This window comes from Kitasatospora sp. NPDC053057 (assembly GCF_044546945.1).
Classification (GTDB): domain Bacteria; phylum Actinomycetota; class Actinomycetes; order Streptomycetales; family Streptomycetaceae; genus Kitasatospora.
The window spans coordinates 58,146-81,001 of the sequence record NZ_JBITZP010000031.1 but is presented as its reverse complement, the minus strand read 5'-3'; the positions used below and the strand labels follow the sequence as shown (position 1 = coordinate 81,001).

Here is a 22,856-nt window from a genome sequence, read left to right as displayed (position 1 = left end):
GGTCGTCCGGCGGCGCGGGGAGTTGCGGGGCTCAGTGCGCCCCGGCCTCCGAATGGGTGGCGACCAGGTGCTCCAGCCGGGTGAGGGCGATCCGCCGGAGCTCGTCCGCCGCGATCAGCCGCTCCTCGTCCGGGTCGCTGGCCAGCCGGGTGCGGATGGAGGAGAGCACGGTGTCGAGCATCTCCTCCGGGTCGACGCGGTCCAGGCAGACCACGAAGACGTGGCCGAACCGGGCCTCGTACGCGGCGTGGGCCGCCCGCAGCGCGGTGTGCGCGGCCTGGCTGCCCGGCGCGCGCATGCCGAGCAGCGGCTGCGGCATCCAGCTCTCGTCGGCCAGGGCCTCGGCGAGGTCGGCCGGGCGCAGGTCGTAGGAGGCCTCGCTGGCGGCGGCCAGCAGGGCCTCTATGTCGGGATAGGGGCGGTGTGCGGTGAGCCGCAGGGCCCAGCGGTGGCTGCCGCAGCAGGCCAGCAGGGCCTCCTCGGCGGCACCGGCGTCCGCTTCGTTGAAGCGGTGCAACCCGAGGAGGGTCGGCTCGGTGCTGGCGTCGGGCCGCTGTGACGGGATGTCGCTGGCCAGCGGGTCCTCCTCGTGAGGGCGGGAAGGGGCCGGTGGGGTGGTGTGGCAGCTGAAGTATGGGGCTGCGGAGGGGCGTTCGTCGCCGTTCTGGCAGCTCCTCAAAGGTAGTTGAGCGGTCATCAGTTGGGGAGGGCGCGCGCGGAATTCATCCGGACGAGCTATCAAGTTGTGACGTTGACACCTGTGCGTCATCGCCCTCCCCGCCTTCGTCTGCTGAACCGCCGCCCGCGGCTCAGGTGCAGCGGGTCCCCTCGGCCGGCATCGTGCCGTCGGTGAGGTAGGCGTCCATGGCCTGGTCGATGCAGGTGTTGCCCTTGCCGAAGGCGCCGTGGCCCTCGCCGACCCGGGTGAGCAGGGTCGCCTTGGCGAAGCCCTTGGCCAGCTGCTCGGCCGAGGAGTACGGGGTGGCCGGGTCGCCGGTGGTGCCGACCACCAGGATCGGTGCGGCGCCCTCGGCCCGGATGGTGTGGGGCTTCTCCTGGGTCTTGAACGGCCAGTAGGCGCAGCCGGGCTCCAGGTAGTCGTCCACCGTGACGCCCTTGGACAGCAGCGGCGCCTCGGCGAGCAGCCGGTCGACCGCCTGCTGGGCGTGCTCGGGGGTCGGCGCGGGGCGGGCGGCGTCGGCGCAGCTGATCGCGCCGTTGGCCTCGTCCATCGGGCTGTAGTGGCCGTTCTCGTCGCGACCGTTGTAGTCGTCGGCGGCGGCCATCAGGTAGTCGCCCTTGTCGCGCATCATCGCCCAGCCGAGGCTGTTGCGCAGGTACCGCCAGGCGGTCTTCTCGTCGCCGTAGAGCAGCGAGATGACGCCCGTCCAGGCCAGGTCGCGGCCGAGCGTGCGGCCGTCCTTGGTGGTCAGCGGGTGGTCGTGGAGGCCGTCCAGGAAGGCGGCGGCCTTCTTGGCGGCCTTGTCCTTGTCCTTGCCGAGCGGGCACTCGTCGGCGTGGTTCTCCACGCAGTCGGCGGCGAAGCGCTCGAAGGACTTCTCGAAGCCGACCTGCTGGTCGACGCCGTGGTCCATGGTGTCCTGGGCCGGGTCGACGGCGCCGTCCAGGATCAGCCGGCCGGTGTTCTGCGGGAACTCCTCGGCGTACAGCGCGCCGAGGTAGGTGCCGTAGGAGATGCCGAGGTAGTTGAGCTTCCGGTCGCCGACGACGGCGCGCAGCACGTCCAGGTCGCGGGCGGTGTTGCGGGTGCCGACGAAGGGCAGCAGCTTGCCGGACTTGGCCTGGCAGGCGGCGGCGTGGTCGGTGGACTGCTTGACGTGCGCGGCCTTGCGCTCGGCGCGGTCGTCCGGCGCGTCCGTCTGGTTGACGGCGTCGAGCTGCTTGTCGTCGTAGCAGACCACCGGGGAGCTGTCGCCGGTGCCGCGCGGGTCGAAGCCGATCACGTCGAAGCGGGTGTGCAGGGTGCCGTCGAAGTCCTTGGCGCCGTACTTGACCATCTCGACGCCGGAGGCGCCGGGGCCGCCCGGGTTGACCATCAGCGAGCCGATCCGCTGGTCCTTGGCGGTCGCCGGGTACTTGATCAGCGCGAGGTCGATCGCGTCGGCGGCGGGGTCGGCGTAGTCGAGCGGGACGTGCAGCTTGCCGCACCGCATGCCGGAGATGTCGATCTTCGCCTGTTCGGCCTTGGGGTCGGCCGGGCAGTCCGCCCAGGTGATCTGCTGGCCGTAGAACGGCTTGAGCGCCGGGTCGGCCTCGCCCTTGGGCTTCGGGGTCGGGGTCGGGCTGGCGGTGGGGCTCGCCGCGGCGGGTGCGGCGGTGCCGGAGGCCTTGTCCTGGGCCGTCGTGGCGGAGTCGTTGCAGGCGGACGTGAACAGGAGGGTGCCTGCCGCCATAGCGGTCAGCAGGACCCGTGGGCGGGCGGCCCGGAAGATCGTCATCGCACGTGTGTACCACCCGTGGACGACATGTGTTCGAGCGGGGTTCCCCGGGCCGCCCGTCGCAGGTCAGCCGCGGTGGACCTTGTGGTTGGCGGCCTGCGCCCGCGGGCGGACCACCAGCAGGTCGATGTTGACGTGCGAGGGCCGGGTGACCGCCCACGCCACGGTGTCCGCGATGTCCGCCGAGGTCAGCGGCTCGGCCACGCCCGCGTACACGGCGGCGGCCTTGTCCTCGTCGCCGCGGAAGCGGGTGATCGCGAAGCCCTCCGACTTCACCATGCCGGGGGCGATCTCGATCACCCGGATCGGCTCCCCGCACAGCTCCAGCCGCAGCGTCGCCGCGATGGTGTGGGCGGCGTGCTTGGCCGCGACGTACCCGCCGCCGCCCTCGTACGCGGCCAGCGCGGCGGTCGAGGAGAGCACCAGGACCGTGCCGTCGCCGGTGGCGCGCAGGGCGGGCAGCAGCGCCTGCGTCACGTGCAGCACGCCGAGCACGTTCACCTCGTACATGGCCCGCCAGTCGGCCGGGTCGCCGTGCTCGACGCTCTCGGCGCCGATCGCGCCGCCCGCGTTGTTCACCAGGACGTCCACCCGGCCGACCTCGGCCGCGAAGGCGTCCACGGCGGCCCGGTCGGTGACGTCCAGGGTGTAGGCCCGTCCGCCGATCTCCTTGGCCAGTGCCTCGATCCGCTCGGTCCGGCGGGCGGTCAGCACCACCTCGAAGCCCTCGTCGGCCAGCCGGCGGGCGGTCGCCGCCCCGATTCCGCTGCTGGCACCGGTGACCACGGCCACCTTCTGCTCGGTCATTGCCACTCCCTGGGGCTCATCCGGTCGTTCACCCGATCATCTCAACCGCGTCCGCGCGCCCGCCGCCCGGCCGCGCCCTACGTTGGAAGGGCTGACCCCGCGCCCCCGCCGACCCCGTGGAGGACCGATGCCGCGCCCCGCCGAATCCGCCCGCCTTTCGGAATCGGGCTTCCCGATCGATCCGCTGTACGGCCCCGAGGCGCTGGCCGGCTGGGACCCGGACACCCGGCTGGGCCGGCCGGGGGAGTACCCGTACACCAGGGGCGTCTACCCGACGATGTACACCGGTCGGCCGTGGACGATGCGCCAGTACGCGGGCTTCGGCACCGCCGCCGAGTCCAACGCCCGCTACCGCCGGCTGATCGCGGGCGGGGGCACCGGCCTCTCGGTGGCCTTCGACCTGCCCACCCAGATGGGCTACGACTCGGACGCCCCGCTCGCCGCCGGGGAGGTCGGCAAGGTGGGCGTGGCCGTGGACGGCGTCGAGGACATGGCGGTGCTCTTCGACGGCATCCCGCTCGGCGAGGTGTCCACCTCGATGACCATCAACGCGCCCGCCGCCCTGCTCCTGCTGCTCTACCAACTGGTCGGCGAGGCCCAGGGGGTGGCGCCCTCGGCGCTCACCGGCACGGTGCAGAACGACGTGCTGAAGGAGTACATCGCCCGCGGCACCTACATCTTCCCGCCGCAGCCCTCGCTGCGGCTGGTCGCCGACGTGTTCCGGTACTGCCGGGCCGAGATCCCGCGCTGGAACACCATCTCGATCTCCGGCTACCACATGGCCGAGGCCGGGGCCGATCCCGCGCAGGAGATCGCCTTCACCCTGGCCAACGGGATCGCCTACGTCCGGACCGCGCTCGCCGCCGGGATGGCCGTGGACGAGTTCGCGCCCCGGCTCTCCTTCTTCTTCGTGGCCCGCAGCACGCTCCTGGAGGAGGTCGCCAAGTTCCGCGCCGCCCGCCGGATCTGGGCCAGGATCATGCGGGAGGAGTTCGGCGCGCGGGACCCCCGCTCGCAGATGCTGCGCTTCCACACCCAGACCGCCGGGGTGCAGCTGACCGCCCAGCAGCCGGAGGTGAACCTGGTCCGGGTCTCGGTGCAGGCGCTCGCCGCGGTGCTCGGCGGCACCCAGTCGCTGCACACCAACAGCTTCGACGAGGCGATCGCGCTGCCGACCGAGAAGGCCGCCCGGCTGGCCCTGCGCACCCAGCAGGTGCTCGCCCACGAGACCGACGTGACCGCCACCGTCGACCCCTTCGCCGGCTCCTACGCGGTCGAGTCGCTGACCGACGCGGTGGAGGCCGCCGCGCTGGCGCTGATGGCCCGGGTCGAGGAGCGGGGCGGCGCGGTGGCCGCGATCGAGCAGGGCTTCCAGAAGGGCGAGATCGAGCGCACCGCCTACCGCATCCAGCAGGAGACCGACTCCGGCGAGCGCACCGTGGTCGGCGTCAACCGCTTCCGGCTGGACGAGGAGGAGCCGTACCAGCCGCTGCGGGTGGACCCGGCGATCGAGCGGCAGCAGGCCGAGCGGCTGGCCCGGCTGCGGGCCGGGCGCTCCGCCACGGCCGTCGGCCGGGCGCTGGACGCGCTGCGCCGCACCGCGGAGGGGCCGGAGAACGTGCTGTACCCGATGAAGGAGGCGCTGGCCGCTCGGGCCACCGTCGGCGAGGTCTGCGACGCGCTGCGCGGGGTGTGGGGCACGTACGTTCCGGTGGAGCGCTTCTGACCGCTTCCGGATGTTCCTGATCGCCTGTCAAGCGTCACCGGTCGTCAAGCCGGCGGCGGCCGTGACCACCGGCCCGGGTGATCGTTGCACAGGGCAAGCAATCCGGGGAAGGCGGCTGAAACGAGATGTCATACCCACCTGTCCGGACGGTATGCGCCCATCCGGGGACTAATTTTCCGGAAGTCGGGCCAAATCCCCCCAGCGGGCCTAGTCTTGGGGAGATGAACCGTCCTGAGCCCGCTCAGCCGGGCACCACTCTCGCCGCCGCACGCCCCGCCGCCGAACTGCGCGCCCGGGTCCGGGGGCTGGAGCCCGAGCTGATCGCCTTCCGCCGTGATCTGCACCGGCACCCGGAGCTGGGCCGCCAGGAGTTCCGCACCACCAACCTGCTGCGCGACCGGCTGGTGGCGGCGGGCCTGGAACCGCGGGTGCTGCCCGGCGGCACCGGTCTGCTGGTCGACATCGTGCCCGCCGGCACCGCCCCGGGCGCCGAGTTCCTGGCCTTCCGCGCCGACATCGACGCGCTGCCGATCGACGACGCCAAGACCGACGTGCCGTACCGCTCGACCGTCCCCGGCCGGGCCCACGCCTGCGGCCACGACGTGCACACCTCGGTGCTGCTCGGCCTCGCCCTGGTGCTGGCCGAGGCCGTCCGCAGCGGCGAGCTGCGCCGCCCGGTCCGGCTGGTGTTCCAGCCGGCCGAGGAGGTCATGCCGGGCGGTGCGCTGGACGTCATCAACGCGGGCGGGATGGACGGCGTCGGCCGGATCTTCGCGGTGCACTGCGACCCGAAGGTGGAGGTCGGCCGGATCGCCCTGCGGGCCGGGGCGATCACCTCGGCCTGCGACCGGCTGGTGCTGCACCTGGACGGCCCCGGCGGGCACACCGCCCGCCCGCACCTGACCACCGATCTGGTGACCGCGATCGCCCGGATGGCCGCCGACCTCCCGGGTGCGCTGGCCCGCCGGATGGACCCGCGCTGGGGCGTCAGCCTGGTCTGGGGCCGGATCGCCTCCGGCTCCGCGCCCAACGTCATCCCCCAGCACGCCGAACTGGAGGGGACCGTCCGCTGCCTGGAGCTGGACGGCTGGCGCGAGGCGCCGGACCTGCTGCACGAGCTGATCGCCAAGCTCGCCGAGACCTACCGGGCCAAGTGGACGCTGGACTACCACCGCGGGGTGCCGCCGGTGGTCAACGAGGCGGTCTCGGTGGCGCAGCTGGAGGCGGCGATGACCGCCCGGTTCGGCCAGGGCGGCGCCCAGGTGGTGGAGGGCACCGAACAGAGTCTGGGCGGTGAGGACTTCTCCTGGTACCTGGAGCACGCCCCGGGCGCGCTGGCCCGCCTCGGCGTCCGCGCCCCCGGCGACACCACCGTCCGCGACCTGCACCAGGGCCGGTTCGACGTGGACGAGCGGGCGATCGGCGTGGGTGTGGAACTGTTCGCGGCGCTGGCCCTGGAGGGCGACCGAATCTGACCATTCCTGGGGGTATGTGGTCGACCCGTGACCGGGTCGTTGAGATCCGGGGCGACGGAACGGTCCGTAAACTGGGCCGGACCAAGTCTCGGATCACCGTCCGCGCAGGGGAAAAGAGCCTTCGGAAGGCCTTCAGACCACGGTTTGATAACAACCCGAATGCTCTGGCAGCCCGTAATACAACCGTGTTCTACGCGCGTTACGGTGGCGTCCGACCACGCTAAACGGGTGCGTGTGAGAAGGAGATACTCCCTTGCGCCGTTCAATGAAGCTCGCCGCGGTTGTGCTCTCGGGTTCCCTGGGCATGGCCTCGCTCGCCGCTTGCGGCGCAAAGAGCACTGACACCAACGCCTCCTCCGGGTCGTCGTCCGACGCCCTCAAGGTCGGCATGGCCTACGACATCGGCGGCCGTGGCGACCAGTCCTTCAACGACTCCGCCGCGCGTGGTCTGGACAAGGCCAAGGCCGATCTGGGCGTCAACATCAACGAGGCCGAGGCCAAGCCGGGCGAGGCGGAGGCCGACAAGGAGACCCGCCTCAAGAACCTGATCGACGCCGGTTACAAGACGATCATCGCGGTCGGCTTCGTCTACCAGCCGGCCGTCGACAAGGTCGCCAAGGACAACCCGAACGTCAAGTTCGCGATCATCGACTCGAACGACAAGGACCAGCCGGCCAACGTCACGTCGCTGGTCTTCGCCGAGCAGGAGGGTTCGTACCTCGCCGGCGTCGCCGCCGCGAACAAGTCGAAGGGCCACCACATCGGTTTCATCGGTGGTGTGCAGTCCGAGCTGATCAAGAAGTTCGAGGCCGGTTACAAGGCGGGCGCCAAGTCCGTCGACCCGAACATCCAGATCGAGACCACCTACCTCACCACCCCGCCGGACTTCACCGGCTTCAACTCGCCCGACAAGGGCAAGGAAGCCGCCCAGGGCCAGCTCGACAAGGGCGCGGACGTCATCTACTCCGCCGCCGGCTCCTCCGGCAACGGCTCCATCGAGGCCGTCGCCAACGCGGGCAAGCTCGCCATCGGCGTCGACTCCGACCAGGCCAACCAGCCGGCCCTGGCGAAGTTCAAGGGCAGCATCCTGACCTCGATGGTCAAGAACGTCGACACCGCGGTGTACTCGTACATCGACTCGGTCAAGAAGGGCACGCCGTTCACCGGCATCAAGCTCTTCGACCTGAAGGCCAACGGTGTCTCGCTCGCCACCACCGGCGGCAAGATCGACGACATCCAGGACAAGCTGAAGGCCGCCACCGACGCCATCACCAGCGGCGCCACCACCATCCCGACCGCGCCGACCTCCTGAGGTCAGCGCGTCTCGGACGCGACCTGCGCCTGCCGCCTGCCCGGTAGCGCGACGATCGACACAGTTCACGGGAGGGGCCCGGCAGGGTGCGCTCAACGCGTACCCCCGGGCCCCGTTCCGTCCCTCCGTTTCCCCACTTGGCCCTCCGAGCGCAACGACGCGCCTCCAGACCACCAGGAGATCGCCATCACCGCATCAGACCCCGTCCCCCTGCGCAAGGACGGCACCCCCAGCGCGGGGACGGCGACAGCGGCCGTCGAACTGCGCGGCATCACCAAGCGCTTCCCCGGCGTCGTGGCCAACCACGACATCAACCTCACCGTCCGCACCGGCACCGTGCACGCCCTGATGGGTGAGAACGGCGCCGGCAAGTCGACGCTGATGAAGATCCTCTACGGCATGCAGCGGCCGGACGAGGGCACCATCGCGATCAACGGCGAGCAGTGCGAGTTCCACACCCCGGGTGACGCCATCGCCCGCGGCATCGGCATGGTGCACCAGCACTTCATGCTCGCCGACAACCTCACCGTGCTGGAGAACGTCGTCCTCGGCGGCGAGAAGCTCCACGGCATCGGTGCCAAGGCGAAGGCGAAGATCAAGGAGATCTCCGACCAGTACGGCCTGGGCGTGCGCCCGGACGCCCTGGTCGAGGACCTCGGCGTCGCCGACCGCCAGCGCGTCGAGATCCTCAAGGTGCTGTACCGCGGCGCCAAGATCCTGATCCTCGACGAGCCCACGGCGGTGCTCGTGCCGCAGGAGGTCGACGCGCTGTTCGACAACCTGCGCGAGCTCAAGTCCGAGGGCGTCACGGTCATCTTCATCTCGCACAAGCTGCACGAGGTGCTGGCCGTGGCCGACGCGATCAGCGTCATCCGGCGCGGCACCACGGTCGGCGACGCCGACCCGAAGGCGGTCACCGCCCGGCAGCTGGCCGAGATGATGGTCGGCGCCGAGCTGCCCTCCCCGGAGAGCCGCGAGTCGACCGTCACCACCACCGAGATGCTCAAGGTGGAGGACCTGCGGATCGCCAAGACCGACGCCGAGGGCATCGAGCGCGTCGTCCTGGACGACATCTCCCTGAGCATCCACAAGGGCGAGATCCTCGGCATCGCCGGTGTCGAGGGCAACGGCCAGGCCGAACTGGTCGAGGCCATCATGGGCATGCTGCCGCTGGACGGCGGCACCGTCACCCTGGACGGCAAGGACCTCTCGGGCACCCTGACCCGGGCCCGCCGCGAGGCCGGCATCGGCTACATCCCCGAGGACCGCCACAAGCACGGCCTGCTGCTGGAGGCCCCGCTCTGGGAGAACCGCATCCTCGGCCACGTCACCGAGGAGCCCAACTCCAGCGGCGCGCTGCTCAAGCCGGCCGCCGCCCGGACGGACACCCTGCGGATCGTCGAGCAGTACGACGTCCGCACCCCCGGCATCGAGGTCACCGCGGCCTCGCTCTCCGGCGGCAACCAGCAGAAGCTGATCATCGGCCGCGAGATGAGCCACCAGCCCAAGCTGCTGATCGCCGCCCACCCGACCCGCGGTGTGGACGTCGGCGCGCAGGCGCAGATCTGGGAGCACATCCGGTCCGCCCAGCGCGAGGGCCTGGCCGTCCTGCTGATCTCGGCCGACCTGGACGAGCTGATCGGCCTCTCCGACACCATCCGGGTCATCTACCGCGGCCGCCTGGTCGCCGACGCCGACCCGGCCACCGTCACCGCCGAGGACCTCGGCACCGCGATGACCGGTGCCGCGGCCGGCCACATCGAGTCCGAGCCGGAGGCCGTCGAGCAGTTCCACGAGACGCTCGTGGAGGGCACCGAGGCCGAGGCCACCGACCCGTCCGACACCGCCGACGACCCGCAGGCGGGGGAGTAACCCATGACCAGTCCCAACCCCGCCGCCAAGCGTGGCCTGACGCAGCGGATCAGCGGTGAGCGGATCGTGCTCGCACTGGCGGCGCCGGTGCTCGCGGTCGTGCTGTCCGTCGCGATCTGCTCGATCCTGCTGGCGACCTCGGGCAAGAACCCGTTCGACGCGTGGAACGTGATGATCACGTACGCCACCAAGTCGGACGGCCAGGTGGCGATCCTCAACCGCGCCACCACCTACTACCTGGCCGCCGCGGCCGCCGCGTTCGGGTTCCGGATGAACCTGTTCAACATCGGCGTCGAGGGCCAGTACCGGATCGCGGCGCTGTTCGCGGCCTTCGTCGGCGCCCAGGTCGACCTGCCGTCGTTCATCCAGATCCCGCTGCTGCTGATCACCGCCATGATCGTCGGCGGTCTGTACGCGAGCATCGCCGGTCTGCTGAAGGTCTACCGCGGTGTCAGCGAGGTCATCTCGACCATCATGCTGAACTCGATCTCGGTCGCGATCGTCGGTCTGCTGCTCGTCCCGGGCATCTTCGCGCCCAAGGTCAGCGGCACCAGCAACTCGATCCAGACCGACCCGGTCTCGGACTCCAGCCACTTCTTCAGCATCCCGACCGCGGGTGGCGACCTCTGGGGCTTCATCTTCATCGCCGCCCTGGTCGGCGTGGTCTTCCAGTTCACCCTGACCCGCACCCGCTTCGGCTTCGACCTGCGCGCCACCGGCCGCTCGGAGTCCGCCGCGACCGCGTCCGGCGTGAACGTCAAGAAGATGGTCGTCATCTCGATGGTGGTCTCCGGCGCGATCGCCGGTCTGATCGGCCTGCCCGAGCTGCTGCAGAACTCGTACTACTACGGGCAGAGCTTCCAGAGCGGCCTCGGCTTCCTGGGCATCGCGATCGCCCTGCTCGGCCGGAACAGCCCGATCGGCATGGCCTTCGCCGCGCTGCTCTTCGCGTTCCTGGACTCCACCGGCTCGCAGCTGCCGCTGCAGGGTGGCTTCCCGTTCGAGATCGTCGCGGTCATGCAGGGCACCATCGTCATCTGCGTCGTCGTCGCGTACGAGCTGGTGCGCCGCTACGGCCTGAAGCGCCAGCAGCAGAAGGTCGGCGCCCAGCTCGCCGCCCAGGCCGCGGCCACTGAGAAGAAGGAGGTGTCCGCATGAGCACCGCGACTGCTGCTCGTCCGAAGGCGCCGGGCGCGCCCGCGAAGAAGCGCAAGCTGTCCTGGCCGGTGGTCCTGCTCCTGATCGCGGGCGCCCTGATCCTGGTCTCCGCCGTGGGCATGGCCACCGGCAACCACTCGCTGACCTCCTCCGGTCAGATCACCGCCGCGCTCAGCGCCGCCGTGCCGATCGGCATGGCCGGTCTGGGCGGTCTCTGGTCCGAGCGGGCCGGCGTGGTCAACATCGGCCTCGAAGGCATGATGGTCGCCGGTACCTTCTGCGGCGCCTGGGCGGGCTACCTGGTCAACCCGTGGGTCGGTCTGCTGGCCGGCATGCTCGGCGGTGCGCTCGGTGGTCTGCTGCACGCGATCATCACCGTCACCTTCGGCGTCGACCACATCGTGTCCGGTGTCGGCATCAACCTGCTGATCCCCGGCATCTGCGCGTACGTCAACCGGATCTACTACAAGGACTACCTCTCGGCCGGTGCCGGGGCGAACCAGTCCCCGCCGGCGGATCCGCTGCCGTACCTCACCGTTCCGGGGCTGTCCTCGGGCCTGAAGAGCATCGAGAACCACCACTGGTTCCTGGTCTCGGACGTCGCCGGCGTGCTCGGCGGTCTGGTCACCAACCTCTCGGTGGTCGTGGTGCTGGCCGCCGTGCTGATCGTGGTCAGCTACTTCCTGCTGTGGCGCACGGTGTTCGGCCTGCGGCTGCGCTCCTGCGGTGAGAACCCGACCGCGGCCGAGTCGCTGGGCGTCAACGTCTACAAGTACAAGTACATGGCGGTCATCGCCTCCGGCGCCTTCGCGGGCCTCGGCGGTGCGTACCTCTCGCTGGTCGCCGCGCACTTCTACAAGGACGGCCAGACCCTGGGCCGCGGCTTCATCGGCCTCGCGGCGATGATCTTCGGCAACTGGATGCCCGGCGGTCTCGCCATGGGCGCCGGCCTGTTCGGCTTCACCGACAGCCTCCAGCTGCGCGACCCGGAGTCGGTCCACGTGCTGATCCTGATCGTCGCGATCGCGATGGCACTGCTCGCCCTGTGGCAGCTGTACCGCCGCAAGTTCACCGCGACGGTGATCTCCCTCGTGGTGGCCGGCGGGCTGGGTGCCTGGTACGCGCTGACCGACCAGGTGCAGCGTCCGCTGATCGTCGCCACGCCGTACGTGATCACCCTGGTGGTGCTCTCGCTGGCATCGCAGCGACTGCGGATGCCCAAGGCCGACGGCCAGATCTACCGCAAGGGCCAGGGCAAGTGACGGCCCCCGTGATCGACTGGGCGCGGCTGCGCGAGGCGGCGCGCGAGGCGATGAGCCACGCGTACGCCCCGTACAGCAAGTTCCCGGTCGGCGCGGCCGCGTTGGTGGACGACGGCCGGCTGGTCAGCGGCTGCAACGTGGAGAACGCCTCGTACGGGCTCGGGCTGTGCGCCGAGTGCGGGCTGGTGTCCGCGCTGCACGCCTCCGGCGGCGGCCGGCTGGTCGCCTTCACCTGCGTCGACGGCGCGGGCGAGCTGCTGATGCCGTGCGGGCGCTGCCGCCAGCTGCTGTACGAGCACGGCGGCCCGGAGCTGCTGGTCGAGCTGGCCTCCGGCGTGAAGCCGATGAGCGAGGTCCTGCCCGACGCGTTCGGGCCGGAGCGGCTCTAGCATCTCTTTCTGTTACGCGCGTAGAGTGTCGCGAGTGGGCCGGAACCCGGTCATCTCGCGACACTCTTCGCTTTTGTCGCATCTGTTTGACGCATCTGAACCCCTCTTGGAGCACGCATGGACGCCATCTCCGTCATCAGGACCAAGCGCGACCGCGGAGAGCTGAGCGACGCTCAGATCGACTGGGTCATCGACGCCTACACCCGTGGCGAGGTCGCCGACGAGCAGATGTCCGCGCTGGCCATGGCGATCCTGCTGAACGGCATGAAGCCGCACGAGATCAGCCGCTGGACCGAGGCGATGATCCGCTCGGGCGTCCGGATGGACTTCTCCTCGCTGCCGCTGCCCACCAGCGACAAGCACTCCACCGGCGGCGTCGGCGACAAGATCACCCTCCCGCTCGCCCCGCTGGTCGCCGCCTGCGGCGCCGCCGTCCCGCAGCTGTCCGGCCGCGGCCTCGGCCACACCGGCGGCACCCTGGACAAGCTGGAGTCCATCCCCGGCTGGCGCGCCCTGCTCTCCAACGACGAGATGATGGACGTGCTGCGCGACTCGGGCGCGGTCATCTGCGCGGCCGGCGACGGCCTCGCGCCCGCCGACAAGAAGCTGTACGCGCTGCGCGACGTCACCGGCACCGTCGAGGCCATCCCGCTGATCGCCTCCTCGATCATGTCCAAGAAGATCGCCGAGGGCACCGGCGCGCTGGTGCTGGACGTCAAGGTCGGCTCCGGTGCCTTCATGAAGAACCTCGACGACGCCCGCGAGCTCGCCCGCACCATGGTCGGCCTGGGCACCACCGCCGGGGTCAACACCGTCGCCCTGCTCACCGACATGTCCACTCCGCTCGGCCTCACCGCGGGCAACGCGCTGGAGGTCCGCGAGTCCGTCGAGGTCCTGGCCGGCGGCGGCCCGGCCGACGTCGTCGAGCTCACCCTCGCGCTCGCCCGCGAGATGCTCGCCGCGGCCGGGGTGCACGGCAAGGACCCGGCCGACGCCCTCCGCGACGGCTCCGCGATGGACCACTGGCGCCGCATGATCGCCGCCCAGGGCGGCGACGTCGACGCCCCGCTCCCGGTCGCCCGCGAGCAGCACGTCATCCCCGCGCCCGCCTCCGGCGTGCTCACCGCGCTGGACGCCTACGCCATCGGCGTCTGCGCCTGGCGCCTGGGCGCCGGCCGCGCCCGCAAGGAGGACCCGGTCCAGGCCGGCGCCGGCGTCGAGATGCACGCCAAGCCCGGCGACACCGTGGTGGCCGGCCAGCCCCTGCTGACCCTCCACACCGACACCCCGGAGCGCTACGACTACGCCATCGAGGCGCTGGCGGGCGGCATCGAGGTCTCCCCGGCGGGCACGGCCTTCACCCCGAACCCGATCGTCCTCGACCGCATCGCCTGATCCGGTCGGTGTCCTGCGGACGTGCGCTCAGGCGTACGTCCGCAGGACGCTGGTGTCGAGGGTCCAGGGGCCGACCGTGATCGTGTCGCCGAATTTGAACTTCTCCCGGGAGTCGTAGCCGGGGCCGTCGTGGATGATTCCGGTGCCCTTGCGGGGGTCGACCAGGAGATACATCGGGATGCCCATGGCCGAGTAGTCGCGGACCTTGCCGTGGTAGTCGTTCTCAGGGTTGGACTTGGACACGATCTCCACGACGAGAAGGATTTCGTGAGGGAGGAAGGCCGGCTTGTCGTCGTCCAGATCCGCCTCGGGGAACACCATCAGATCCGGGTTTCGGAGCCGGCCGAGGCCGACGTCCTCCAAGTCCGCGCCGCCGTGGGCGATGTAGCCGGGATGCGTCTGGGGCAGCTGGGCGTTGAGCTGCCGGGCCAGGCGGATGACGGCGAGTTCGTGGCGCTTCACCGGCGACATCATCATGACGATCTCGCCGTCGGCGATCTCGATCTTCCCTATTCCCGGCACCTGCGGCAGCTGATCCGCGATCTCCCGCAGCCGGGCGTACACAGCAGGATCGATGCTCATATCCCGGAGTGTATCGGCGGAGACTGTCAAGCGTCCGCGACCGCTCGCCTCGTGGTATGCGCCTGACGGGTGGCGTAGAGGGTGACCGCTGCGGCCAGGGTCATGGCGGTGAGGCCGACGGTGGCGGCGCCGGGCCAGCCGGTGGAGTGGTAGGCGTCGGCGCCGAGGGTGCCGCCGAGGCTGTTGCCGAGGTAGTAGGCGATCAGGTAGAGGGCGGAGGCCTGGGCGCGGCCCTCGGTGGCGGTGCGGCCGACGGCGGCGGAGGCGGTGGCGTGGCCGGCGAAGAAGCCGGCGGTGATCAGGACCAGGCCGAGCAGCGCGCAGAGCAGTGAGTCGGCGAGCGAGAGCAGCAGGCCGGCCGCGGTGACGCCGATGGCGACGTAGAGGGCGCCGCGGCGGCCGAGGCGGGCGGAGAGTCGCCCGGCCGCGGCGGAGGTGCCGGTGCCGACCAGGTAGACCACGAAGATCGAGGCGGCGATCGACTCCGGCAGGTGGAACGGGGCGGCGATCAGCCGGTAGCCGACGGTGTTGTAGACGGCGCCGAACACCGCCATGAACAGCATCCCGAGCGCGTACAGCCGCACCAGCAGCGGGTTGCGCAGGTGCCGGCCGACCGTACGGGCGAGTGCGCGGGCGTCCACCGGGGCCGGGGTGAAGTGCCGGGCGGCGGGGATCAGCAGCCGGAAGGCGAGCGCGGCGAGCAGGGCGAGGGCGGCGGAGGCGGCCAGGCCCCAGCGCCAGCCGAGGGCCGCGGCGGTCCAGCCGGAGAGCAGTCGGCCGCCCATGCCGCCGATGCTGTTGCCGGCCACGTACAAGCCCATCGCGGAGGCCAGCGCGCTGGGGTGGACCTCCTCCGCGAGGTAGGCCATCGCGGTGGCGGGCAGGCCGGCGAGCGCGGCGCCCTGGAGGACGCGCAGTGCGACGAGGGTGGTGAGGTCGGGCGCGAAGGGCAGGGCGACGGCGAGCGCGGAGGCGGCGAGGGTGGAGGCCGTCATCACCGCGGTGCGGCCGTACCGGTCGGACAGTGCGCTGGCGGGGAGCAGCCCGAGGGCGAGGCCGAGGGTGGCGGCGGAGGCCGTCCAGCTGGCCTGCCCGGGGGTGAGGTCGAGGTCGGCCGAGAGGACCGGCAGCAGGCCCTGGGTGGAGTAGAGCAGGACGAAGGTCGCGACTCCGGCGGCGAACAGGGCGAGGTTGGCGCGGCGGAAGTCGCGCTGGCCGGGGCGGTGGCGGTCGTCGTGGCCGAGCGCGGGGGCGCCGGGGGTACGGGCGGTGGAGGCATCCGGGGTGGGCACGGATGCCCTGGTATCGGCGGGCTGCATGACGTCGACGGTAGGCCCGGCGCGGTTGATGCGTCCAATGCATGAAGAGTGGATGATCGATGCACTGACGTATGAGTCGAGGTGAGGCGCGGATGACCGTGGCGGATGTGTCGGACGGAGCGGAGCAGCGGTACCGGGCGGCCGAGTTGGGGCCGGACGAGCCGGCCGTGCTGCTGGCGCCCCGGCTGGCGCAGTTCGCCGCGGTGGCCCGGCTGGAGCACGTGACGCAGGCGGCGGCGTTGCTCGGGGTGCCGCAGCCGACGCTGTCGCGCGCGGTGGCCCGGCTGGAGGAGGAGCTGGGGGTGGACCTGCTGGCCCGTCAGGGCCGGACGGTCCGGCTGACCAGAGCCGGCCGGCTGCTGCTGGCCTCGGTGGAGCGGGCGTTGGCGGAACTGGAGCGCGGTGCGGAGGCGGCCCGGGCGGAGGCGGACCCGGCGGCGGGGCGGGTGGCCTTCGGGTTCCTGCACACGATGGGGCCGGACGCCGTCCCGGCGCTGCTGCGCGGGTTCCGGGCGGCGCATCCGCAGGTGCGGTTCCAGCTGGTGCAGGACTACGGCATGGCGATGCTGGAGCGGCTGCGGGCGGGCGAGTTGGACCTGTGCCTGGTGGCGCCGCTGCCGGACGACCCGGCCTTCACCGCCCGCCCGCTGGACGAGCAGCGGCTGCACCTGGTCGTCCCGGCGGACCACCGGCTGGCCCGGCGGCGGCGGATCCGGCTGACGGAGGTGGCCGAGGAGCCGTTCGTCGGCCTGGAGCAGGGGTACGGGCTGCGCATGATCACGGACGGTTTCTGCGCCCAGGCCGGGTTCGTGCCCCGGCTGGCCTTCGAGGGGGAGGAGACCGAGACCCTGCGCGGGCTGGTGGCGGCCGGGCTGGGGGTGGCGCTGCTGCCGCCGGCCCTGGTGCCGCGGCCGGGGGTGGTGGAGCTGGAGGTGACCGCGCCGCGGACCCGGCGGGCGATCGGCCTGGCCTGGGCGACGGGGCGGCCGCTGACCCCGCCGGTGGCGGCTTTCCGGGACTTCGTGCTGTCCCGGCGGGGGCGGCTGCTGCACCACGACTGATTTGGCGGATCGTATGGACCGGGAGGAGGAATTCCGGGCGGACTTTGGACCATCCGGCGGTGTCCGCGGTGGTCGGTCTACGCGCGTAGGGGCTATATTTCCGCAATGGAGAAGCAGATCCCCGTCACCACCGCGGGCACCGGCCCGCGCATTCCCACCCCCGACCAGATCCGCCGCGCGCCGAAGGTCCTGCTGCACGACCACCTCGACGGCGGACTGCGCCCGGAGACCGTGGTCGAGCTCGCCGCCGCGACCGGCTACGAAGGTCTCCCCACCACCGACGTCAAGGAACTCGGCGAGTGGTTCCGCGAGGCCGCCGACTCCGGCTCGCTGGTCCGCTACCTGGAGACCTTCGCCCACACCTGCGCCGTCATGCAGACCCGCGAGGCCCTGATCAAGGTCGCCGCCGACTGCGCCGAGGACCTGGCCGCCGACGGCGTCGTGTACGCCGAGGTCCGCTACGCCCCCGAGCAGCACCTGGAGGGCGGCCTGACCCTGGACGAGGTCGTCGAGGCCGTCCAGGAGGGCTTCCGCCTCGGCGAGGCCAACGCCCGCGCGGCCGGCAACCGGATCCGCATCGGCACCCTGATCACCGCGATGCGGCACGCCGCCCGCTCCCAGGAGATCGCCGAGCTGGCCAACCGCCACCGCGACCAGGGCGTCGTCGGCTTCGACATCGCGGGCGCCGAGGCCGGCTACCCCCCCACCCGCCACCAGGCCGCCTTCGACTACCTCAAGGGCGAGAACAACCACTTCACCATCCACGCGGGCGAGGCCTTCGGCCTGCCGTCGATCTGGGAGGCCCTGCAGTGCTGCGGCGCAGACCGGCTCGGCCACGGCGTGCGGATCGTGGACGACATCACGGTGAACGAGGACGGCAGCGTCGAGCTGGGCCGGCTGGCCGCGTACGTGCGCGACAAGCGCATCCCGCTGGAGATGTGCCCGACCTCCAACCTCCAGACGGCGGCGGCCACTTCGTACGCCGAGCACCCGATCGGGCTGCTCAGCCGGCTGAAGTTCCGGGTCACCGTGAACACCGACAACCGGCTGATGAGCGGCACCAGCATGAGCCAGGAGTTCGGGCACCTGGTGGACGCCTTCGGTTACACGCTGGGCGACATGGAGTGGTTCACGGTGAACGCGATGAAGTCCGCGTTCCTGCCCTTCGACGAGCGACTGGCGATGATCAGCGACGTGATCAAGCCGGGCTACGCCGAGCTCAAGGCGGAGTGGCTGTTCAGCGCGGGTACCGGCGGCAACTGAGCCGGCGCGCCACTGCGGTCGGGTGAACGCCGCTTCCCTGTAGGGAAGTTGGCGTTCATCTGACTAGTCACTCGGGTGAGTGAACGCCCTTTGGATCTCGCGCGACCCTGTCACTACGGTGTGCCAGTCATTGCTGACAGGTCGTGGCGACGGTCGCCCGTCCGCCGGACCGCGCGACGTCGGCCACCGACTGAGGACTCAAGGGGACGAACCATGAAGCAGGCTCTCAAGGCCGCCGGCACCGCGGCGCTCGGCATCGCCATCGCGGCGGTCGGCGCCGGCACCGCCTCCGCGGCGGCCGGCCAGGCGGCCGGCGGCCTCGGGCTGCCCACCGGCGCGGTCACGAACCCCGCGGTGACCGGTGCGGTCACCGACACCGCCACCAAGCTGCCCGGCGGCGACAAGGTCGCCGGCACGCTCGGCACCCTGGCCCCGACCGCCGGTCAGGCCGCGCCCGCCGCCGACGCCGCCCCGATCGCCGGCGTCACCCAGCAGCGCGCCGCCGTCCCGTCCATCCCCGGCCTGGACAAGACCCCGATCGGCGGGCTGACCGGCTCCCTGCCCGGCCTGGGCGGCTGATCCCGGCCACTGGCACGACGACGGGCCGCCCGCCCCCGGGGTTTCCGGGAGCGGGCGGCCCGTCGTCGTGCCCCGCCCGTACGGCCTCACGGCTCCTGGGGGAGCAGCACCCACAGCGCGAGGTAGATCAGGAACTGCGGGCCGGGCAGCAGGCAGGACAGCAGGAAGATCAGCCGGACGGTGAACGGCGCCACGCCGAAGCGCTCGGCGATCCCGGCGCAGACGCCGGCGATGACGCGGTTGTGGCGGGGACGGGCGAGGCGCGCGTTCATGGGGACTCCTTGGCTTGCCGCCTGGCCGGGCGGTCCGGCGGGCGTACTTCCATGCTCCGCCGCGGACGGCCCGGATTCCTCCGCCCACCAGGCGATTCCCGACCCCGGCGGGTCACCGGGGAGGAGTAGGCCCGTGTCGGGGTCCGTCTCGGGGATGCCCCGGAGGCCGGCGGGGTGCCCGGCGGTCCCGAGGCCCCGAGGGCCCGTTCGTAAAGCCGTCCGACCCGGGGGATATGATTCCGCGGTCGCTGCTGGTGGGGGGCATTCGGCGGCGCCTGTACGGCCTCAATAGGCCCCTCACGCCTGCGATTTCGCACTCTTATCGGGTTACGCCCGAATTCCTCCGTGAGGTTCCCTTGCGCAATCAGCCCCGCAGAATCCTCGCTGCGGCCGCCACCGCCGCCCTGGTCTCCGGTGTCGCCCTGGCCTCGGCCCCGGCCGCCCTCGCGGCCCCGGCGGCCACCGGTACGACCCAGGGCACCCAGGCCTCCTCGCCGGTCACCGTCGCCCTCGTCGGCCTGCCCGACACGGTCAAGGCGGGCGGCGCGCCGATCGAGTTCTCCGCGACCCTCAGGAACACCGCCGACCACCAGATCGACGTGCTGGGATCGGTCTTCACGATCGCGGACACGGGCATCGGCAGCAAGCCGAGCCAGTTCAAGCTGGAGTACCAGGCCCCCGGCGGTACGCAGTGGAAGGACGCCACGCCGAGCGGCGGGATCGCCGGTGGTCTCTGGGACATCGACCGGACCGCCGGGCCGCACCTGGCGCCCGGCGCCGAGGTCGCCTACCGTCTGCGGCTCACCGTCACCGCCGACGCCCCGGCCGGCCGGGTGGCGCCGGGCTTCAACTCCGTGGCCTCGGACCCCACCCTGCCGCCGGAGCAGCGCACCTCGTTCGCGATGAGCGGCTCCCCGAGCCTGGTGATCGCCCCGGCGGTCACGCCGACCACTCCGGCGACCACGCCCGCTGCCACGGCGGACGTGCGGCTCGACGGGGTGCCCGCCGTCTTCACGGCGGGCGCGGAGGCGAGGCCGCTCAAGCTGGTCCTCACCAACAACAGCGGCAAGGACCTCCGGCTGGTGCCCGCGGTCGTGTTCCAGGGGCAGGACATCCTCCCCTCGGGGACGGTCGAGTTCGAGTTCCAGGCACCGAACGGGGACTGGCTGGCGGGCGCCCCCGGAGGCGACTCGGACCACCCGTCCTGGCTCTACCTGGGCCTGCGGACCGGCAGCAAGGACGCCGACGTCATCACCCTGCCGAAGGGCGGGACCAGGACGATCAACGCCCGACTGGCCTTCACCAAGGACGCCCCGGCCCTCGCCGAGTCCCTGGTCGCCATCGCGGGCACGCTGCCCGGCGCCGGCGAGAGCGCGGCCGAAGCGTCCAGCCCGAAGGCCGACTTCAACATCGCGGGCCCGGCGGGCTCCGTCGGCACCCCGGCCCCCACCACGCCCGCCACCGGTACGGCTCCGGCCGCCACCGATCCGTCCACCGCCCCGTCCACCGCCCCCGCCGCCGTCCCGGCCGCGCAGGTCACCACCGGCGCGCCGAGCCCGGCGGCCGACGCCGTGAAGGCCGCCGCTGCGGCGCCGGCCGCCGTGACCGCCACCCGGCTGGCCTCCACCGGCGGCGGCTCCTCCGCCGCCCCGATGGCGATCACCGGCGCGACCGCGATCGCCCTCGGCATCGGCACCCTGGTCGTGGCCCGCCGCCGCAACGGCGCCCAGGGCGCCCGCAACTGACCCGGTACGGCGAAGGCCCGCCCGTCACCGCTGCGCAGCGGTGACGGGCGGGCCTTCGGCCTTCGTGCGGCGGGATCAGCCGGCCGGCTGCTGCGGCGGCTGCGGCTGTGCGTACGGGTTGTCCGCCACCGGCTGGACCGGCGCACCCGGCTGGTGGGGCACGGCATCCTGCGGCGGCACGGGCTGGCCGGGCTGCGGAGCCACCGGGGCGTTCGGGTTGAACGCGGCCTGCTGGGCAGCGCCGGGGACGTACGGCGCGTTCGGGTTGTACGGCGCGTTCGGGTTGTACGCCCCGACCGGCGGGGTCGGCCGGTTCTTCGCGTTGCTGCGCTCGACGATGGCCTTCACGGAGGCGACGATCATGCCGACCGGAAGGATGAACGCCTTGAAGAAGATGAAGTACTCGCCGCCCTCGAAGACGAACGCGAGGTAATAGGCGTACCCCAGGAATCCGAGGCCGAAGAGCACGTTGAAGATCCGCAGGCCGACCTTCATGCCGCCGAGGGGCAGTACCCCGAGGACCAGCATGATGAGGCCGCTGAGCGCCAGCAGGACGACGTACCAGGAGAACAGCGGCTCGGCGCTGAAGTCGAGATTGTTCAAGGGGGGTTTCCTGTGGGAGGAGAAAAACGACGGGAACCGTCCGGGGACGAAAGCGCACAGTACTGGAGGCGACCGACATCCGTCGTCGCCTTTTCATCACGGTGTCGTTGCGTTGCGTCGGAGCTGCGCCGAAACGGTAATTGACGAGGTGGGAAATGACTGATTATGAGGTGCTGCGGGTCTTTTGCGGGCCGGACGGGCGGCACGGGAACGAGCTCGGGGTGGTGCGCGACGGTGCCGCCGTGCCGGGGCGGGCGGCGCGGCAGGACGTCGCGCGTGAACTCGGGTTCAGCGAGACGGTGTTCGTCGACGATCCGGGGCGCGGGGAGATCGACATCTACACCCCGAGCGTGCGCCTGCCGTTCGCCGGCCACCCGTGCGTGGGGGCCGCCTGGCTGCTCGGGGTGGAGCAACTGGTCACCGCCGCCGGGGTGGTGGCCGTCCGGCACGAGGGCGGGCTGACCCGGATCGAGGCCCGGCCGGAGTGGGCTCCGGGGCGGACCCTGCGGCAGTACGGCTCGGTGGCCGAGGTGGAGGCGCTGGAGGTGCCGCCGCCGGGGGAGTGGATCTACGCCTGGGCCTGGCAGGACGAGGCGGCCGGTACGGTCCGGGCGCGGGCCTTCCCCGGTCGCGGTGACGGGATCGACGAGGACGAGGCGACCGGCGCGGCCGCCCTGTTGCTGGCGGCGCGGCTCGGGCGGGCGCTGACCATCACCCAGGGCCGGGGTTCGCAGCTGATGGCGGGCCCGCGTCCGGGCGGGCTGGTCGAGGTCGGCGGCCGGGTGGTGCCCGCCGGGGCTCAGCCCGCCCTGCCCCGAGCCGAAGGGCGCGCCGACGTCGAAAGGGAGAAGCGAGAGGGCGACGCAGGAGCGACGGAGCGCCGACCGTCAGCGTCGGATCAGGAGCGCCCGGAGGCGAGCGGGCGAGTAGGCGGCGTCGGCTCCGCGTAGGCGCGCGGCCGGGCCGCGGGTGCGACCGCCACCGTCGGGGTGACGGTGGCGGTCACCGGCGCGGCGGCCAGGACGGATACCCGCGGCGCCCGCGGCTTCGACCGGTGGGTCCGCAGCAGGTGGCGCAGGCCGGGGACGAGGGCGAGGTGGGCGATCACCACGCCGAGCACGGCGAACAGTATGTGGTCCACGTTGAGCACGTGTCCGGGCGTCCAGGAGGAGAGGAACTCCAGGCCGGTCGCCAGCAGGGCGGAGGCGCCCGTGGTGCGCAGGAAGGACGGCAGCCAGGGGGCCCGGACCCGGCCGCCGGCCAGCGGGAGCAGGACGCCGAGCGGGGCCAGCAGCAGGAACTCGCCGACCACCTGCCAGGTGGTGGAGGAGCGGAGCGAGGCCAGCGGCGTCAGGTTGGCGTCGTACACCCAGGCCACCGGCAGCGGTCTGAGCACCAGCCAGAGCACCAGTGTCAGGTGGAGGGCCAGGCCCGCCAGCCCGGCCAGCCGGAGGGGACGGTGGACGCCTTGCGGAGCACGCACCCCAACCCCGCTCGGCGCGCCCTCCGGGCGGACGACGGGAGTTCGAAGGCGGGCCCCAGTGCCATCTCGCTGCACGGGGGGAAGGACGTGAGCC

General features: G+C 72.0%; 20 protein-coding genes and 1 pseudogene. 13 read left to right on the top strand and 8 right to left on the bottom strand.

What is annotated here, in order from left to right; translation table 11 throughout:
- Window positions 1-31: 31 nt before the first annotated feature.
- From ACIG5E_RS27965 to ACIG5E_RS27955, 3 genes are all read right to left on the bottom strand, one after another.
- Window positions 32-517 carry a 2-oxo-4-hydroxy-4-carboxy-5-ureidoimidazoline decarboxylase gene (locus ACIG5E_RS27965; protein ID WP_396537852.1) on the bottom strand — a complete coding sequence of 162 codons (486 nt, stop codon included), beginning with the start codon at window positions 515-517 and terminating at the stop codon, window positions 32-34.
- Window positions 518-809: 292 nt separating this feature from the next.
- Window positions 810-2,459 carry an alpha/beta hydrolase gene (locus tag ACIG5E_RS27960; RefSeq protein WP_396537850.1) on the bottom strand — a complete coding sequence of 550 codons (1,650 nt, stop codon included), beginning with the start codon at window positions 2,457-2,459 and terminating at the stop codon, window positions 810-812.
- Between the two features lie 66 nt (window positions 2,460-2,525).
- Window positions 2,526-3,266 carry an SDR family oxidoreductase gene (locus ACIG5E_RS27955; protein WP_396537848.1) on the bottom strand — a complete coding sequence of 247 codons (741 nt, stop codon included), beginning with the start codon at window positions 3,264-3,266 and terminating at the stop codon, window positions 2,526-2,528.
- Window positions 3,267-3,393: 127 nt separating this feature from the next.
- On the opposite strand from ACIG5E_RS27955, the gene ACIG5E_RS27950 reads away from it, so the two are divergent.
- The 8 genes from ACIG5E_RS27950 to ACIG5E_RS27915 all read left to right on the top strand — a co-directional run bounded on the left by ACIG5E_RS27950 (window position 3,394) and on the right by ACIG5E_RS27915 (window position 13,855).
- Window positions 3,394-4,992, top strand: coding sequence for a methylmalonyl-CoA mutase (locus tag ACIG5E_RS27950; RefSeq protein ID WP_396537846.1), 1,599 nt, complete (start codon window positions 3,394-3,396; stop codon window positions 4,990-4,992).
- 221 nt (window positions 4,993-5,213) lie between these two features.
- Window positions 5,214-6,467, top strand: coding sequence for an amidohydrolase (locus ACIG5E_RS27945; RefSeq protein ID WP_396537844.1), 1,254 nt, complete (start codon window positions 5,214-5,216; stop codon window positions 6,465-6,467).
- 253 nt (window positions 6,468-6,720) lie between these two features.
- Entirely contained in the window at window positions 6,721-7,779 is a 1,059-nt protein-coding gene (locus ACIG5E_RS27940; protein ID WP_396537842.1) for a BMP family protein, read from the top strand.
- Window positions 7,780-8,127: 348 nt separating this feature from the next.
- Window positions 8,128-9,651, top strand: coding sequence for an ABC transporter ATP-binding protein (locus ACIG5E_RS27935; protein ID WP_396537879.1), 1,524 nt, complete (start codon window positions 8,128-8,130; stop codon window positions 9,649-9,651).
- A 3-nt stretch (window positions 9,652-9,654) separates the two neighbouring features.
- The gene (locus ACIG5E_RS27930) at window positions 9,655-10,809 is read left to right on the top strand and encodes an ABC transporter permease (RefSeq protein ID WP_396537840.1); all 1,155 of its coding nucleotides are present in this window, start codon (window positions 9,655-9,657) and stop codon (window positions 10,807-10,809) included.
- A complete protein-coding gene (locus ACIG5E_RS27925; protein WP_396537838.1) occupies window positions 10,806-12,071 on the top strand; it encodes an ABC transporter permease in 1,266 nt (421 codons plus the stop codon). The genes ACIG5E_RS27930 and ACIG5E_RS27925 overlap by 4 nt, the downstream gene beginning before the upstream one ends.
- Complete coding sequence (locus tag ACIG5E_RS27920) at window positions 12,068-12,460, top strand: cytidine deaminase (protein WP_396537836.1); 393 nt, start codon at window positions 12,068-12,070, stop codon at window positions 12,458-12,460. The genes ACIG5E_RS27925 and ACIG5E_RS27920 overlap by 4 nt, the downstream gene beginning before the upstream one ends.
- Before the next feature lie 117 nt (window positions 12,461-12,577).
- Window positions 12,578-13,855: a thymidine phosphorylase gene (locus ACIG5E_RS27915; protein ID WP_396537834.1), complete on the top strand. Its 1,278-nt coding sequence runs from the start codon at window positions 12,578-12,580 to the stop codon at window positions 13,853-13,855.
- Window positions 13,856-13,882: 27 nt separating this feature from the next.
- On the opposite strand, the gene ACIG5E_RS27910 is transcribed toward ACIG5E_RS27915, so the two are convergent.
- Both ACIG5E_RS27910 and ACIG5E_RS27905 read right to left on the bottom strand, forming a co-directional pair.
- Window positions 13,883-14,437 carry a Uma2 family endonuclease gene (locus ACIG5E_RS27910; protein WP_396537832.1) on the bottom strand — a complete coding sequence of 185 codons (555 nt, stop codon included), beginning with the start codon at window positions 14,435-14,437 and terminating at the stop codon, window positions 13,883-13,885.
- 26 nt (window positions 14,438-14,463) lie between these two features.
- The gene (locus ACIG5E_RS27905; RefSeq protein ID WP_396537830.1) at window positions 14,464-15,756 is read right to left on the bottom strand and encodes an MFS transporter; all 1,293 of its coding nucleotides are present in this window, start codon (window positions 15,754-15,756) and stop codon (window positions 14,464-14,466) included.
- 92 nt (window positions 15,757-15,848) lie between these two features.
- Between ACIG5E_RS27905 and ACIG5E_RS27900 the strand changes: the two genes are divergently transcribed.
- From ACIG5E_RS27900 to ACIG5E_RS27890, 3 genes are all read left to right on the top strand, one after another.
- Window positions 15,849-16,817 carry a LysR family transcriptional regulator gene (locus tag ACIG5E_RS27900; RefSeq protein ID WP_396537828.1) on the top strand — a complete coding sequence of 323 codons (969 nt, stop codon included), beginning with the start codon at window positions 15,849-15,851 and terminating at the stop codon, window positions 16,815-16,817.
- Window positions 16,818-16,922: 105 nt separating this feature from the next.
- Window positions 16,923-18,080 carry an adenosine deaminase gene (locus ACIG5E_RS27895; RefSeq protein ID WP_396537826.1) on the top strand — a complete coding sequence of 386 codons (1,158 nt, stop codon included), beginning with the start codon at window positions 16,923-16,925 and terminating at the stop codon, window positions 18,078-18,080.
- A gap of 213 nt (window positions 18,081-18,293) precedes the next feature.
- A complete protein-coding gene (locus ACIG5E_RS27890; protein ID WP_396537824.1) occupies window positions 18,294-18,659 on the top strand; it encodes an ATP-binding protein in 366 nt (121 codons plus the stop codon).
- Between the two features lie 86 nt (window positions 18,660-18,745).
- Here the strand turns inward: ACIG5E_RS27890 and ACIG5E_RS27885 are convergent, their stop codons facing one another.
- Window positions 18,746-18,931: a PspC domain-containing protein gene (locus ACIG5E_RS27885; protein ID WP_396537822.1), complete on the bottom strand. Its 186-nt coding sequence runs from the start codon at window positions 18,929-18,931 to the stop codon at window positions 18,746-18,748.
- A 356-nt stretch (window positions 18,932-19,287) separates the two neighbouring features.
- On the opposite strand from ACIG5E_RS27885, the gene ACIG5E_RS27880 reads away from it, so the two are divergent.
- Window positions 19,288-20,676: a hypothetical protein gene (locus ACIG5E_RS27880; protein WP_396537820.1), complete on the top strand. Its 1,389-nt coding sequence runs from the start codon at window positions 19,288-19,290 to the stop codon at window positions 20,674-20,676.
- Between the two features lie 75 nt (window positions 20,677-20,751).
- Here ACIG5E_RS27880 and ACIG5E_RS27875 read toward each other — a convergent pair whose 3' ends face one another.
- A complete protein-coding gene (locus tag ACIG5E_RS27875; RefSeq protein WP_396537818.1) occupies window positions 20,752-21,279 on the bottom strand; it encodes a hypothetical protein in 528 nt (175 codons plus the stop codon).
- A 155-nt stretch (window positions 21,280-21,434) separates the two neighbouring features.
- Here ACIG5E_RS27875 and ACIG5E_RS27870 point away from each other — a divergent pair.
- Window positions 21,435-22,064 (top strand): annotated as a pseudogene (locus ACIG5E_RS27870) (PhzF family phenazine biosynthesis protein); the annotation flags it as partial.
- Window positions 22,065-22,177: 113 nt separating this feature from the next.
- Here the strand turns inward: ACIG5E_RS27870 and ACIG5E_RS27865 are convergent.
- Window positions 22,178-22,762, bottom strand: coding sequence for a VanZ family protein (locus ACIG5E_RS27865; protein ID WP_396537816.1), 585 nt, complete (start codon window positions 22,760-22,762; stop codon window positions 22,178-22,180).
- Window positions 22,763-22,856 lie beyond the last annotated feature (94 nt).

Bases quoted from the DNA above. Each gene is read 5' to 3' on its own strand.
- ACIG5E_RS27960 (WP_396537850.1), bottom strand. From the start codon at position 2,459: ATGACGATCTTCCGGGCCGCCCGCCCACGGGTCCTGCTGACCGCTATG.
- ACIG5E_RS27955 (WP_396537848.1), bottom strand. From the start codon at position 3,266: ATGACCGAGCAGAAGGTGGCCGTGGTCACCGGTGCCAGCAGCGGAATC.
- ACIG5E_RS27950 (WP_396537846.1), top strand. From the start codon at position 3,394: ATGCCGCGCCCCGCCGAATCCGCCCGCCTTTCGGAATCGGGCTTCCCG.
- ACIG5E_RS27945 (WP_396537844.1), top strand. From the start codon at position 5,214: ATGAACCGTCCTGAGCCCGCTCAGCCGGGCACCACTCTCGCCGCCGCA.
- ACIG5E_RS27935 (WP_396537879.1), top strand. From the start codon at position 8,128: ATGGGTGAGAACGGCGCCGGCAAGTCGACGCTGATGAAGATCCTCTAC.
- ACIG5E_RS27930 (WP_396537840.1), top strand. From the start codon at position 9,655: ATGACCAGTCCCAACCCCGCCGCCAAGCGTGGCCTGACGCAGCGGATC.
- ACIG5E_RS27925 (WP_396537838.1), top strand. From the start codon at position 10,806: ATGAGCACCGCGACTGCTGCTCGTCCGAAGGCGCCGGGCGCGCCCGCG.
- ACIG5E_RS27915 (WP_396537834.1), top strand. From the start codon at position 12,578: ATGGACGCCATCTCCGTCATCAGGACCAAGCGCGACCGCGGAGAGCTG.
- ACIG5E_RS27910 (WP_396537832.1), bottom strand. From the start codon at position 14,437: ATGAGCATCGATCCTGCTGTGTACGCCCGGCTGCGGGAGATCGCGGAT.
- ACIG5E_RS27905 (WP_396537830.1), bottom strand. From the start codon at position 15,756: ATGCAGCCCGCCGATACCAGGGCATCCGTGCCCACCCCGGATGCCTCC.
- ACIG5E_RS27900 (WP_396537828.1), top strand. From the start codon at position 15,849: ATGACCGTGGCGGATGTGTCGGACGGAGCGGAGCAGCGGTACCGGGCG.
- ACIG5E_RS27895 (WP_396537826.1), top strand. From the start codon at position 16,923: ATGGAGAAGCAGATCCCCGTCACCACCGCGGGCACCGGCCCGCGCATT.
- ACIG5E_RS27890 (WP_396537824.1), top strand. From the start codon at position 18,294: ATGAAGCAGGCTCTCAAGGCCGCCGGCACCGCGGCGCTCGGCATCGCC.
- ACIG5E_RS27885 (WP_396537822.1), bottom strand. From the start codon at position 18,931: ATGAACGCGCGCCTCGCCCGTCCCCGCCACAACCGCGTCATCGCCGGC.